Source organism: Streptomyces pimonensis (assembly GCF_041380215.1).
GTDB classification, from domain to species: domain Bacteria; phylum Actinomycetota; class Actinomycetes; order Streptomycetales; family Streptomycetaceae; genus Streptomyces; species Streptomyces pimonensis.
On record NZ_JAHWZY010000001.1, the window covers coordinates 183,122 to 196,352 of the forward strand.

General features: G+C 72.5%; 9 protein-coding genes and 1 pseudogene. 7 read left to right on the plus strand and 3 right to left on the minus strand.

Annotation, left to right across the window (positions count from 1 at the left end):
* Positions 1–11: 11 nt before the first annotated feature.
* The 5 genes from nuoL (at position 12) to KYY02_RS00925 (ending at position 8,378) form a co-directional block, all read left to right on the plus strand.
* Positions 12–1,976, plus strand: a complete 1,965-nt coding sequence (nuoL, locus tag KYY02_RS00905; protein ID WP_371235440.1) for an NADH-quinone oxidoreductase subunit L — start codon at positions 12–14, stop codon at positions 1,974–1,976.
* 5 nt (positions 1,977–1,981) lie between these two features.
* A complete protein-coding gene (locus KYY02_RS00910) occupies positions 1,982–3,553 on the plus strand; it encodes an NADH-quinone oxidoreductase subunit M (protein WP_371235441.1) in 1,572 nt (523 codons plus the stop codon).
* A complete protein-coding gene (gene nuoN, locus KYY02_RS00915; protein ID WP_371235442.1) occupies positions 3,550–5,199 on the plus strand; it encodes an NADH-quinone oxidoreductase subunit NuoN in 1,650 nt (549 codons plus the stop codon). The genes KYY02_RS00910 and nuoN overlap by 4 nt, the downstream gene beginning before the upstream one ends.
* Before the next feature lie 172 nt (positions 5,200–5,371).
* The gene (recQ, locus tag KYY02_RS00920; RefSeq protein WP_371235443.1) at positions 5,372–7,411 is read left to right on the plus strand and encodes a DNA helicase RecQ; all 2,040 of its coding nucleotides are present in this window, start codon (positions 5,372–5,374) and stop codon (positions 7,409–7,411) included.
* 337 nt (positions 7,412–7,748) lie between these two features.
* Positions 7,749–8,378, plus strand: coding sequence for a hypothetical protein (locus KYY02_RS00925; RefSeq protein ID WP_371235444.1), 630 nt, complete (start codon positions 7,749–7,751; stop codon positions 8,376–8,378).
* Here KYY02_RS00925 and KYY02_RS00930 read toward each other — a convergent pair.
* The 3 genes and pseudogenes from KYY02_RS00930 to fahA form a co-directional block, all read right to left on the minus strand.
* Positions 8,374–8,559: pseudogene (locus KYY02_RS00930) on the minus strand (acyl-CoA dehydrogenase family protein); the annotation flags it as partial. The gene KYY02_RS00925 and the pseudogene KYY02_RS00930 overlap by 5 nt on opposite strands.
* Positions 8,553–9,491 (minus strand): M56 family metallopeptidase, encoded by a 939-nt coding sequence (locus tag KYY02_RS00935; RefSeq protein ID WP_371235445.1) that lies wholly within the window; start codon positions 9,489–9,491, stop codon positions 8,553–8,555. The pseudogene KYY02_RS00930 and the gene KYY02_RS00935, both read right to left, overlap by 7 nt.
* Before the next feature lie 169 nt (positions 9,492–9,660).
* A complete protein-coding gene (gene fahA, locus KYY02_RS00940; protein WP_371235446.1) occupies positions 9,661–10,875 on the minus strand; it encodes a fumarylacetoacetase in 1,215 nt (404 codons plus the stop codon).
* Positions 10,876–11,189: 314 nt separating this feature from the next.
* On the opposite strand from fahA, the gene KYY02_RS00945 reads away from it, so the two are divergent.
* The gene (locus KYY02_RS00945; protein ID WP_371235447.1) at positions 11,190–11,780 is read left to right on the plus strand and encodes a hypothetical protein; all 591 of its coding nucleotides are present in this window, start codon (positions 11,190–11,192) and stop codon (positions 11,778–11,780) included.
* The gene (locus tag KYY02_RS00950) at positions 11,777–13,126 is read left to right on the plus strand and encodes a lipopolysaccharide biosynthesis protein (RefSeq protein WP_371235448.1); all 1,350 of its coding nucleotides are present in this window, start codon (positions 11,777–11,779) and stop codon (positions 13,124–13,126) included. Before KYY02_RS00945 ends, KYY02_RS00950 begins: the two co-directional genes overlap by 4 nt.
* Positions 13,127–13,231 lie beyond the last annotated feature (105 nt).

Here is a 13,231-nt window from a genome sequence, read left to right on the forward strand (position 1 = left end):
GCTGCTGAATCGTGGAGAACCTGATTGCGCTGCTGGTGGCGGCGCCCCTGCTCGGAGCGGTGGTCCTGCTGTGCGGTGGACGCCGGCTGGACGCCGTCGGCCACTGGATCGGCACGCTGCTCGCGGCCGTCTCCTTCGGGCTCGGCCTGGTGCTGTTCACCGACCTGCTGGGCAAGGGCGCCGAGGAGCGCACCGTCACGCAGCACCTGTTCAGCTGGGTCCCGGTGGAGGGCTTCCAGGCCGACGTCGCCTTCCGGCTCGACCAGCTGTCGATGACGTTCGTCCTGCTGATCACCGGCGTCGGCTCGCTGATCCACCTGTACTCCGTCGGGTACATGGAGCACGACGAGCGGCGCCGCCGCTTCTTCGGTTACCTGAACCTGTTCCTCGCGGCGATGCTGATCCTCGTCCTCGCCGACAACTACCTGCTGCTGTACGTCGGCTGGGAGGGCGTCGGTCTCGCCTCCTACCTGCTGATCGGCTTCTGGCAGCACAAGCCCGGCGCGGCGACGGCGGCGAAGAAGGCCTTCCTGGTCAACCGCGTCGGCGACATGGGCCTGTCCATCGCGATCATGCTGATGTTCCTGTGGTTCGGCACCTTCGCCTTCGGGCCGGTGCTCGGCACCCTGGAGGAGCCCGGCCTCGCCGGGCAGGCCGGTGAGGGCAAGCTCACCGCGATCGCGCTGATGCTGCTGCTCGCCGCCTGCGGCAAGTCCGCCCAGGTGCCGCTGCAGTCCTGGCTCGGGGACGCGATGGAGGGCCCGACCCCCGTATCGGCCCTGATCCACGCCGCGACCATGGTGACGGCGGGCGTGTACCTGATCGTCCGCTCCGCGGCCGTCTTCAACGGCGCCCCGGACGCCCAGCTGGTCGTCACCGTCGTCGGCGCGGTCACGCTGCTGTTCGGTGCGATCGTCGGGTGCGCGAAGGACGACATCAAGAAGGCGCTGGCCGGCTCGACCATGTCGCAGATCGGCTACATGGTGCTCGCCGCCGGCCTCGGCCCCATCGGCTACGTCTTCGCGATCATGCACCTGGTGACGCACGGCTTCTTCAAGGCCGGGCTGTTCCTCGGCGCCGGCTCGGTGATGCACGGCATGAACGACGAGGTCGACATGCGCCGTTACGGCGGGCTGCGCACGTACATGCCGGTCACGTTCGTCACCTTCGGTCTCGGCTACCTCGCGATCATCGGCTTCCCGGGCCTGTCCGGCTTCTTCTCCAAGGACAGGATCATCGAGTCGGCGTTCGCCAAGGGCGGCGCCGAGGGCTGGATCCTCGGCGCCTGCGCCCTGCTGGGCGCGGCCATCACCGCGTACTACATGACGCGCGTGATGCTGATGACGTTCTTCGGCGAGGAGCGGTGGCGCAACGCGCCGACGCCGTCCCCGGCGGAGCCGGACGTGGAGCTTGCCGCCGAGACCCGCGGCGCCTACGAGCCGCCGCACCCGCACGAGTCCCCGAGGACCATGACGATCCCGATGATCGTGCTGGCGGTCGGCTCGGTGTTCGGCGGCGCCTTCTTCGGCATCGGCGACCGCTTCATGCACTGGCTGGAGCCCGTCACCGGGCACGACCACGGTCACGCGCCGATCAGCGCCATGACGGTCACCGTCGCCACGGTCGCCGTGATGGTCATCGGCGTGGCGGTCGCCTGGGCCCAGTACGGGCGCCGGCCGGTGCCGGCCGTCGCCCCGCGCGGGTCGCTGCTCACCCGGGCCGCCCGGCGCGACCTGCTCCAGGACGACTTCAACCACGTGGTCCTGGTCCGCGGCGGTGAGCACCTCACCCGCTCGCTGGTGTACGTCGACCACACCCTGGTCGACGGGGTCGTCAACGGCACGGCGGCCTCCATGGGCGGCCTGTCCGGGCGGATGCGCAGGCTGCAGAACGGCTTCGCACGGTCCTACGCGGTCTCCATGTTCGGCGGCGCGGCGGTCCTGGTCGCCGCGACCCTGCTGATGAGGGCGGTCTGATACCGATGTCCTTTCCTCTGCTGACAGCGACGGCGGCGCTCCCGGCCATCGGGGCGATCGCCACGGCCGCGGTACCGGCCGCGAAGCGCACGGCGGCCAAGTGGCTGGCCCTGCTGTTCTCGCTCGCCACACTCGCCTCGGCGGTCGTCGTCCTGGTGCGGTTCGACCCGGACGGCGACCGCTACCAGCTCACCGAGTCCCACGCCTGGATCGCGGACTTCGGGGTCCGGTACGAGCTGGGCGTGGACGGCATCGCGGTGGCGCTGATCGCGCTGACCGCCCTGCTGATCCCGTTCATCGTCCTCGCGGGCTGGCACGACGCCGACCCGCTGGAGACGGGGAACAGGAGGTGGCGGCCGACGCAGGGCTTCTTCGCCCTGATCCTGGCCGTCGAGGCGATGGTGATCCTCTCCTTCGAGGCCACCGACGTCTTCCTCTTCTACATCTTCTTCGAAGCCATGCTGATCCCGATGTACTTCCTCATCGGCGGCTTCGGGGACCGGGCCCACGAGCACGGCGAGGAGAAGGCGGCGACGCAGCGGTCGTACGCGGCGGTGAAGTTCCTGCTCTACAACCTGGCCGGCGGTCTGGTCATGCTGGCCGCGGTGATCGGGCTGTACGTGGTCGCCGGGAACTTCTCGCTCACCGGGATCGCCGAGGCGCGGGCCGACGGCTCGCTGGACATGGCGACCAGCACCGAGCGCTGGCTGTTCCTCGGTTTCTTCCTCGCCTTCGCGGTGAAGGCGCCGCTGTGGCCGCTGCACACCTGGCTGCCCAACGCCATGCAGGAGTCCACCGCCCCGGTGGCCGTGCTGATCACGGCGGTCGTCGACAAGGTGGGCACCTTCGCGATGCTCCGCTTCTGCCTCGGGCTGTTCCCGGAGGCCAGCAAGTGGGCGACGCCCGCCGTCCTCGTGCTGGCGGTCGTCAGCATCATCTACGGCGCGCTGCTCGCGGTCGGCCAGCGCGACATCAAGCGTCTGATCGCGTACGCGTCGATCTCGCACTTCGGCTTCATCATCATGGGCATCTTCGCGATGACCAGCCAGGGCCAGTCCGGGGCGACGCTCTACATGGTCAACCACGGCATCTCGACCGCCGTGCTGATGCTGATCGCCGGGTTCCTGATCTCGCGGCGCGGCTCCCGGCTCATCGCCGACTACGGCGGGGTGCAGAAGGTCGCCCCGGTGCTCGCCGGCACCTTCCTGATCGGCGGGCTCGCGACCCTCTCCCTGCCGGGGCTCGCGCCCTTCGTCAGTGAGTTCCTGGTCCTGGTGGGCACGTTCACCCGCTACCCGGTGATCGGCATCATCGCCACCTTCGGCATCGTCCTCGCCGCGCTCTACACCCTCGTCCTCTACCAGCGGACGATGACCGGCCCGGTGGGACCCGAGGTCTCCGCGATGCCCGACCTGCGGGTGCGGGAGATCGCGGTGGTGGCGCCGCTGGTGGTGCTGCTGGTCTTCCTGGGCGTCTACCCGAAGCCCGTCACGGACGTCGTGAACCCGGCGGTGGAGCACACCATGTCCGACGTACAGAAGAAGGACCCCCGGCCCGAGGTGGAGGCGGCCAAGTGAGCGCAACAGCCGTCCACAGCCTGTGGACAACGGCGGCCGACCCGATCTCGAAGATCGACGCGCCGAAGATCGAATACGGGCAGCTCGCGCCCACCCTGATCGTCGTCGGAGCGGCGGTCCTCGGGGTGCTGGTCGAGGCGCTCGTACCGCGCAGGTCGCGCTACTACGCGCAGATGTTCGTCGCCGTGGTCGCGCTGGCCGCCGCCTTCGCCGCGGTCGTGGTGCTCGCCGCGAACGGCTACGGCACGACCAAGGCGGGCATCGCGGCGATGGGCGCCGTCGCCGTCGACGGGCCGGCCCTGTTCCTGCAGGGCACGGTCCTGCTGACGGCGCTGGTCGGCCTGTTCACCTTCGCCGAGCGCCGGCTCGACCCGGAGGCGCACGGCAACCGGGTGGACTCCTTCGCCGCGCAGGCCGCGTCCGTACCGGGCAGCGACAGCGAGAAGAAGGCGGTCAGGGCCGGGTTCACCACCACCGAGGTGTTCCCGCTGCTGCTCTTCGCCGTCGCCGGCATGCTGGTCTTCCCGGCGGCCAACGACCTGCTGACGCTGTTCGTGGCGCTGGAGGTCCTCTCCCTCCCGTTGTACCTGCTGTGCGCGCTGGCCCGCCGCAAGCGGCTGATGTCGCAGGAGGCGGCGGTCAAGTACTTCCTGCTCGGCGCGTTCGCCTCCGCGTTCACGCTGTTCGGCATCGCGCTGCTGTACGGCTACTCGGGCTCGATGTCGTACGCCACGATCGCGCAGGTCGTCGACGGCACGGTCCAGGACGTCGACCCGGCGCTCGCCGACACCATGGGCAACGACGCGCTGCTGCTGGTCGGCGCCGCGCTGCTGGTCATGGGGCTGCTGTTCAAGGTCGGCGCCGTCCCCTTCCACATGTGGACGCCCGACGTGTACCAGGGCGCCCCGACGCCGGTGACCGGGTTCATGGCGGCGGCGACCAAGGTGGCGGCGTTCGGCGCGCTGCTGCGGATCCTGTACGTCGTGCTGCCGGGCCTGCGCTGGGACTGGCGGCCGGTCATGTGGGCCGTCGCCATCGTGACCATGCTGGCCGGCGCGATCGTGGCGATCACCCAGACCGACATCAAGCGGCTGCTGGCGTACTCGTCGATCGCGCACGCGGGCTTCATCCTCGCGGGCGTCATCGCGACCACACCGTCGGGCATCTCGTCCGTCCTCTTCTACCTGGCGGCGTACTCGTTCGTGACGATCGGCGCGTTCGCGGTGGTCACACTGGTCCGGGACGCCGGCGGCGAGGCGACGCACCTGTCGAAGTGGGCGGGCCTCGGCCGTCGCTCCCCGCTGGTGGCGGTGGTGTTCGCGGTGTTCCTGCTGGCCTTCGCGGGCATCCCGCTGACCTCGGGCTTCGCGGGCAAGTTCGCCGTGTTCAAGGCGGCGGCGGAGGGCGGGGCGGTCCCGCTGGTCGTGGTCGGCGTGATCTCGTCGGCCATCGCGGCGTTCTTCTACATCCGCGTGATCGTCCTGATGTTCTTCAGCGAGCCGCGTCCCGAGGGCCCGACCGTCGCGGTGCCGTCACCGCTGACGATGACGGCGATCGGCGTCGGCGTGGCCGTCACGGTGGTCCTGGGCGTCGCGCCCCAGTACTTCCTGGAGCTGGCGGGGGACGCGGGAGTGTTCGTGCGCTGACCCGGCACCCACCGGCACGGCGGCGGCCCGGCGCCCTTCGGGGAGCCGGGCCGCCGCCGTCGTACGGGTGAGTCCGTGGACAACCCGGGGGCTGTCGGTGCGGGCCCCTATCGTGGGGGGCAGTGGTCGAGGGACGGCTCACGAGGGCACGGCGACGGGCGGTAGTGGCGGGATGGCAGTGATGGAGAGCGAGGCGCTGGCCGCGCTGCACCGGGTGTTCGGGTACGACGCCTTCCGGGGCGAGCAGGAAGCGGTCATCGAGCACGTGATCACGGGCGGCGACGCCGTCGTGCTCATGCCGACCGGCGGCGGCAAGTCGCTCTGTTACCAGATTCCGGCCCTGGTCAGGCCGGGTACGGGAGTCGTCGTCTCCCCGCTCATCGCGCTGATGCAGGACCAGGTGGACGCGCTGCGGGCGCTGGGCGTGCGGGCCGGGTTCATGAACTCCACGCAGGACTTCGACGAGCGGCGCGTCGTCGAGGCGGAGTTCCTCGCCGGCGAGCTGGACCTGTTGTACCTCGCACCGGAGCGGCTGCGGCTGGACAGCACCCAGGACCTGCTCTCGCGTGGCAAGATCTCCGTCTTCGCGATCGACGAGGCGCACTGCGTGTCCCAGTGGGGGCACGACTTCCGGCCGGACTACCTCATGCTGTCCCTGCTCGGCGAGCGGTGGCCGGACGTGCCCCGCATCGCGCTCACGGCGACGGCCACGCACGCCACGCACCGGGAGATCACCGAGCGGCTCGGCATGCCGGACGCCCGGCACTTCGTGGCGAGCTTCGACCGGCCCAACATCCAGTACCGGATCGTGCCCAAGGCGGACCCCAGGAAGCAGCTGCTGAACTTCCTGCGCGAGGAGCACGCCGGGGACGCCGGCATCGTCTACTGCCTGTCGCGCAACTCGGTGGACAAGACCGCCGAGTTCCTCAACCGCAACGGCATCGAGGCGGTGCCGTACCACGCAGGTCTCGACGCGGGGACGCGCGCCGCGCACCAGGCGCGGTTCCTGCGGGAGGAGGGCCTGGTCGTGGTGGCGACCATCGCCTTCGGCATGGGCATCGACAAGCCGGACGTCCGCTTCGTCGCCCATCTCGACCTGCCCAAGTCGGTCGAGGGCTACTACCAGGAGACGGGCCGCGCGGGGCGCGACGGACTGCCGTCCACGGCCTGGATGGCCTACGGGCTCAACGACGTCATACAGCAGCGCAAGCTGATCCAGTCCGGCGAGGGCGACGAGGCGTTCCGGCGGCGGGCGAACCAGCACCTGGACGCGATGCTCGCCCTGTGCGAGACCGTCCGGTGCCGGCGCGGCCAGCTCCTCGCCTACTTCGGCCAGGACCCCGACCCGGCGGGCTGCGGCAACTGCGACACCTGTCTCACCCCGCCGGAGACCTGGGACGGGACCGTCGCGGCACAGAAGGTGCTGTCCACGGTGGTGCGGCTGCAGCGGGAACGCGGGCAGAAGTTCGGCGCGGTGCAGATCATCGACATCCTGCTGGGACGGCGCACGGCCAAGGTCATCCAGTTCGACCACGACCAGCTGTCGGTGTTCGGCATCGGTGAGGAGCTGACCGAGGCGGAATGGCGGGGTGTGGTGCGCCAGTTGCTGGCCCAGGGGCTGCTCGCGGTCGAGGGGGAGTACGGCACGCTGGTGCTGACCGGGGCCAGCGGGGCGGTGCTGCGGCGGGAGCGGGAGGTGCCGCTGCGCAAGGAGCCGAAGAAGCCGGCGGCGGACCGGAGCACGAGCGGCCGGGGCGAACGCAGGGCCAAGGCCGCCGCGGCCGAGCTGCCCGAGGAGCTTCAGCCCGCGTTCGAGGCGCTGCGCGCCTGGCGCGCCGAGCAGGCCCGCGAGCAGGGCGTCCCGGCGTACGTCATCTTCCACGACGCCACACTGCGGGAGATCGCCACGGCGTGGCCCACGTCGGTGGCCGAGCTCGGCGGGATCAGCGGGGTGGGGGAGAAGAAGCTGGCGACGTACGGGGAGGGGGTGGTGGCGGTGCTGGCCGGACTGGAGGGGCCCGACGGCGCCGCTTCCGGCCCCATGAACGCGGACGCCCCCGGTCCGGACACCGGCGATCCCGGCACTCCCGGCCCGGACGCCTTCGGTCCGCATGCCGGCGATCTGGACACCGGCGATCCCGGCGCCCCCGGCTCGGGCGCCCCCGGTCCGGACGACCGGCCCGACGAGGAGCCGGAACCGGACTGGACCTAGGCCGCCGGGCCGGCCGCGAGTCGGCCGGAATGCCCGCACCCGTCCCGGACGCTCGCTCACGCCGCCACCGTGCGCGGTGTGCGGGCGGGCAGGGGGACGAGGAGTCCGGCGAGGTCCTCGTTCACGGTGACCGGACGACCCTGCGGTGCCGGGCGCATAGCGGTCCGCGCCGGCCGTGGGACCCGTCCGCCGCGCTCCCGCGGTGGGGCCGGGAGTACCGGCTCCGGCCCCGGTCCCGGCTTCCGCCGGCCCGCGCCCCGGGGAGCCCACGTCCCCACCGTCTTGTTCGCACCCGGCGTCCGAAGTCCTGCACCGCTGATGAACAGAAGGATGCGCGATGCAGATCCTGATACCCGACGACCCCGTGTTCATCAGCAAGTTCACTGCGATCGAGCAGCCTCTGCTGCACCACCTGTACTACTTCTGCCTGCCCGACCTCGACAGCACCGAGGCCGAGACCATCTGCACCGCCTACGACAGCTGGGACCGGATTCGGCAGTGTCTGCCCGCCCCCCTGCGGTGGCCGGAGACCACCGCGGTGGTCGGCCCGGAGCGGCACACGTCCGCGGGTTACACCCTTTACGGCCCCGACGGCCGTGAGCTGCCCAGCCTGTACGCCGTGAAGCTGCCACTCGGCCACCTGTGCACCCTGCGGGCCTGCTGCGACCTGTTGCGGGAGGCACGGACGAGGACCGGCGGCCCCCTGGCGGAGGCTCTCGACGAGTTGGCCGACCACGGGCCGGACCTCGTCGACGACTTCCGGCGCGCGGTGGAGGTGATGGAGCTCAGTGCCCCGCGGCGTCTGCTGGAGGTGCTCCAACGGGCTTCGTCCGCCGGGCCGGTCACCTCCCTCGACCTCGATGAGGCCCAGCGGGCCGACTACCGTGACTTCTGCGGTCGCGTCGTGTACGTCCTCAGCATCGGCAACGCATTCGGTTACTCCTGCCACCGCGCCCTGTACCGCTGACCGGCATGAGCGCGAGGCCACCGAGCAGCATCTCGCCCGCGGCCTTGACCCGGATCACCTTGTCGGCGCCTTCGGCGGTGATGGCGCCCCCGTTCACGGCGAGCCGGCCGGCGATGCCGTTGGCGAGGATCAGGCCCTGGGCGCCGCAGCGTTCGCGGCACTCGGTCATGACGGCTACGGCAGGGCGGTCAGGCCCGGCGCGAAGGTGATCAGCAGGGGGAGCAGGGGGACCAGCGCCGCCGCCGTGGTCGTCAGGGCGCGGTGGCGGGGGTCGAGGCGGGGCGGGGGCTTCAGGAGGCGGTCGACGCGTTCGCCGAGCAGGCGACGACTGGAGGCGCAGGAGAGCACGCCGCGGTGCTGGTTGAGCTCGATCAGCGCCAGCGCCGTGGTCAGGTGGCCGCAGCGGCGGGAGGCCGTGTCGTCGGCGGACAGTTCCACCAGGCGGTGGGTCTGGTCGCAGAAGTGCGCGAACAGCGGGACCCGGGGGAAGCCGGTGGCCAGCGCGGTGGAGAGGTGCAGCAGCCAGTCGTGGCGGGCGCGGGCGTGGCCCCGCTCGTGGGTGAGGACGGCGTCGAGCTGGTGGTCGGTGAGGCGTCGCAGGGCGCCGGTGGTGACGATCAGCTGGGGCGGGCTGCCCGGCATCCACCAGGCGTCGGGGTACTCGTCCTCCAGCACCAGCAGGGGGCCGCGGGCCGCGGGCAGACCGGCGGGGAGGTCGGGGGCGCGTTCCCGCAGCTGCGCCCGGGAGCGGGCGCGCCGGCGGCAGGCCTCGACCAGTTCGCGCCCGAGCACGGCCGTCGTCCAGGCGGCCCCGCACGCCAGCAGCAGGGTGAGGGCGATGGTCCAGGGCGAGGTGGCGGACAGGTCGTATGCCGCGGTGACCGCGGGCGGGGCCGGGGCGAAGAGCTGGGCGCGGACGGTGCCGAAGACGGCGGCGGCGCCCAGGGCGAGGGCCGTGACGCAGCACAGCAGGACGGTGGCGACCAGGCACTGCCACACCCACAGGGCGACCACCGGTTCCCGCTCCGGCCACTTCGACCGGGTCAGCGCCCGGGGGACGGGCACGGCGGCCGTCACGGCGACAACGCTCAGCAGGAGCAGGCAGACGGTCATGCCACGGGCTCCGGATCCTGTCGGAAGAGGGCGGCTTCGGGTCGTGCTGGGGGCGTGCGGGAAGTGCAGGGGGAGCGAGGCGCGAACGCGCACACCGCCCGACGCCCAGTATGACGGCGAAGGGCGGTGCGAGTCAGGGGTCGTCGGAGATCGGCGAGGGCCGGACGGGTCAGACCGCGGGGACCACCCGGCCCGTGACCTCGCCGAGGCCCACGCGGACGCCGTCCGGGCCCGGCGCCCAGGCCGACAGCGTCACCACGTCGCCGTCCTCCAGGAACGTCCGTTCGCCGTCGGGGAGTTCGAGGACGTCGCGGCCGTTCCAGGTCAGTTCGAGCAGCGACCCGCGTTCCCGCTCGGCGGGGCCGCTCACCGTGCCGGAGCCGTACAGGTCGCCGGTGCGCAGACAGGCGCCGTTGACGGTCATGTGGGCGAGCTGCTGGGCGGCGGTCCAGTACATGGTGGAGAAGGGGGGTTCGGAGACGACGTGACCGTTGACCGCGACGGTGATCCGCAGGTCGTAGCCGCCGGGTTCCTCGTCCGCGTCGTCCAGGTACGGCAGTAGCTCGTGGGTGCGCTCCGGCGGCGCGACGCGAGCCTCCTCCAGGGCGTCCAGCGGGGTGATCCAGGCCGACACCGAGGTCGCGAAGGACTTGCCGAGGAACGGGCCGAGGGGGACGTACTCCCAGGCCTGGACGTCGCGGGCGGACCAGTCGTTGAGGAGGCAGAGGCCGAAGACGTGGTCGCGGAAGTCGCCGAGCGGCACCGGCCGGCCGAGCTCGGACGGCACGCCGACCACGAAACCGACCTCGGCCTCGATGTCCAGCCGGACGGACGGCCCGAGGACCGGGGCGGCGTCCGTGGGCGCCTTGCGCTGGCCGGAGGGGCGTACGACGTCGGTGCCGGACACCACGACCGTGCCGGAGCGGCCGTGGTAGCCGATCGGCAGGTGCTTCCAGTTGGGGGTCAGGGAGTCGGCGGCGTCGGGGCGGAAGATCCGGCCGACGTTCCGGGCGTGGTTCTCGGAGGCGTAGAAGTCGACGTAGTCCGCGACCTCGAAGGGGAGGTGCAGGGTCACCTCGGACAGCGGGTGGAACAGGGGCCCGACGGTCTCCCGGTGCGCCGGGACGGTCACCCACGCCGTGAGCGCCCGCCGCACGTCCGACCAGGCCGTGCGGCCCGCCGCCAGCAGCGGGTTGAGGGTCGGGCGGGCGAGCAGGGAGGCGTAGGGGGAGCCCAGGGCGTGCGCCGCCGCGCCGGCGTCGAGGACGTGGTCGCCGAGCCGGACGCCCACGGTCCGCTCCGGCGAACCGGGGGTCGAGAACACGCCGTACGGCAGGTTGTGCGGGCCGAAGGGATCGCCCTCGGGGACATCGAAGGGGGGCATCGGGTGCTGCCTCGCTTTCGTGTGCGCAAGTGCTCCACGTGTCCGTGGCCGTGCCACACGTTACGGGTGGGACGGCGGTCTTGGGCAGAGCCGACGTGGTGGCGCTCCCCCTCTTCCCCCCCGCGTACCGGGGGTTATCCACAGGATGGACGCAATCTTGACGGAGCGGTGCGAACGGGGCGACTCTGGGCGGGTGCCGGAAGGCCTCGGGGAGGGGGTGTTCCGAAGGCACACGGGGGGGGCGGATGACCATGGGCGAGGCCGGTCCGCGCTCGGCGCGCTCGGGATCGCAGCCGGAACGGCCGGAAGGGATCATGAGCGGCCGGCCCGGCCGGGAACGCGTGTACGTGCCGTCGTGCGGGGGCGGGCCGTCCGCGACGCTGCGCCACTGCTGTCCGCCGGGCGGCCGGGTGCTGATGCCGCCGGTCGACGACGGCGTCGTTCTCCCCGTGGCGCAGGCGGCCGGACTGCGGCCGGTGCAGGCGCCGTCGGACCCGTTCGACGGGCCCGTCGACGCCGTGCCCGGGCAGACGGGGGTCTCGCTGTCCGCCGTACTGACCACGAACCTGTACGGCACCCCGGCGCCGCGGCCGCGGGCCCGTCGCGACGCGCTGGGCGTCCCGCTGCCGGAGGGCGGGGCGCACGTGATCGGCAGCGAGGCCGGCGGACGGCCGGCCGGGGCCCGGGGCGAGGCCTCCGTCCCCAGTCCTTCCGAACAAGCCGACGTCCGGGCGGGCGCCGTCCTCCCGCTCGCCGGACCGGGCCCGGTCGGCGCCGTGCGGTCCACCTGCGGCGCACTGCTCACCCCGCCCCGTCCGGCGTCCGGACTCGCTCGGCCCGCACGGCCGTACGCGGAGGCCGCCGTCCGCGGGCCGGGGACGGCGGCCGCCGGGGCCGGGCCGTGACCGACACCCGGGTGCACGAGTCCGCCGCGGCGGGCGCCGACGACGGGCCCCGGTCCGCCGGGGACGCACCGGGATCCGACTCCCTGTTCAAGAACGCCTACTTCCTGATGCTCAGCACGGGTGTGTCCGCCGTCCTCGGGCTGGGCTTCTGGCTCGTGGCCGCCCGCCACTACTCCGAGGACGCCGTCGGCCAGGGTTCCGCCGCGATCGCCGCGATGCGGCTGCTCGCCGGCATCACCGCGACCACGATGATCGGCGCCGTGGTCCGCTTCGTACCGCGCGCCGGCCGCGAGACCGGACGCCTGGTGTGGGGCGTGTACCTGGCGAGCTCGGTGGTCGTCGCCCTGGCCGCGGGCGTCTTCCTGCTCACGCTCGACCGGTGGGGCCCCTCCTACGCGCCCCTCGGCACACCGCTGGTCGGGACGCTGTTCGTCGCGGCGTGCGTGGCGTGGGCGCTGCTCACCCTCCAGGACGGCGTGCTCACGGGACTGCGCAGGGCCGAGTGGGTGCCGGCCGGGAACGCGGTGTTCTCCGTCGGCAAGCTGGTCCTGCTGGCCGTCTTCGCGAGTGCGCTGCCCGTGCTGGGCGTCTTCGTGTCCTGGGCCGTGGCCATCGCGTTCTCCACACTGCCGCTCGGCTGGCTGATCTTCCGTCGGCTCATCCCGCGCCAGGCCGCCGCCGACCACGACGTGGAACCGCCCGGCCTGCGGTCCATGGGCCGCTTCCTGGCCGGTGACTCGCTCGGCGCTCTGTTCAGCCTCGCCATGATCAACCTGTTGCCGGTGATGGTCGCGGTCCGCTTCAGCGCGGCGGAGAACGGCTACTTCTATGTGGCGTACACCGTCGGCGGCACGATGGAGTTCATGGCCATCAACATGGCCTCCTCGCTCACCGCCCACGCCTCGCACGACCCGCGCCGGCTCGCCGACGGCGTGCGGGGGGCGCTGCGCAGGATGACGCTGCTGCTGGTGCCGGTGGTCGCGGTGCTGGTCGTCCTCGCGCCCCAGATCCTCACGCCGTTCGACGCGGACTACGCCGAGCACGGCTCGACCGTGCTGCGGCTGCTCGCGCTCGGGGCGCTGCCCCGCGTGGTCGTGGAGCTGTACATCGGGGTACTGCGGGTGCAGGGGCGCACCGGTGTGCTCGCCGCGCTCCAGGGCGCGATGTGCACGCTGGTGCTGGGCAGCGCGGCCGTGCTGTTCACCCCGGCGGGGATCGCGGGGGCCGGATGGGCCGTGCTGACCGGCATGACGCTGGTCGCGGTCGTCTCGGTGTTCGGGCTGCGTGCGGCGCTGCGCGAGAAGGCCGGCGGGCCCGTGGAGCGGGCCACCGCCGCCCCCGGGTAGGGCACGCGCCGGGCCCGGCCCGACGCCACCGCCGGATACGGCACGAGCCGGGCGGCGTACGAGCACAAGGAAGCGGAGGACGACGAGGACACCGTCACGCCGTTC

What these genes read in the sequence shown, in the direction of transcription:
- KYY02_RS00910 (WP_371235441.1), top strand. Translation starts at nt 1,982, where the DNA reads ATGTCCTTTCCTCTGCTGACAGCGACGGCGGCGCTCCCGGCCATCGGG.
- recQ (WP_371235443.1), top strand. Translation starts at nt 5,372, where the DNA reads ATGGCAGTGATGGAGAGCGAGGCGCTGGCCGCGCTGCACCGGGTGTTC.
- KYY02_RS00925 (WP_371235444.1), top strand. Translation starts at nt 7,749, where the DNA reads ATGCAGATCCTGATACCCGACGACCCCGTGTTCATCAGCAAGTTCACT.
- KYY02_RS00935 (WP_371235445.1), bottom strand. Translation starts at nt 9,491, where the DNA reads ATGACCGTCTGCCTGCTCCTGCTGAGCGTTGTCGCCGTGACGGCCGCC.
- fahA (WP_371235446.1), bottom strand. Translation starts at nt 10,875, where the DNA reads ATGCCCCCCTTCGATGTCCCCGAGGGCGATCCCTTCGGCCCGCACAAC.
- KYY02_RS00945 (WP_371235447.1), top strand. Translation starts at nt 11,190, where the DNA reads ATGAGCGGCCGGCCCGGCCGGGAACGCGTGTACGTGCCGTCGTGCGGG.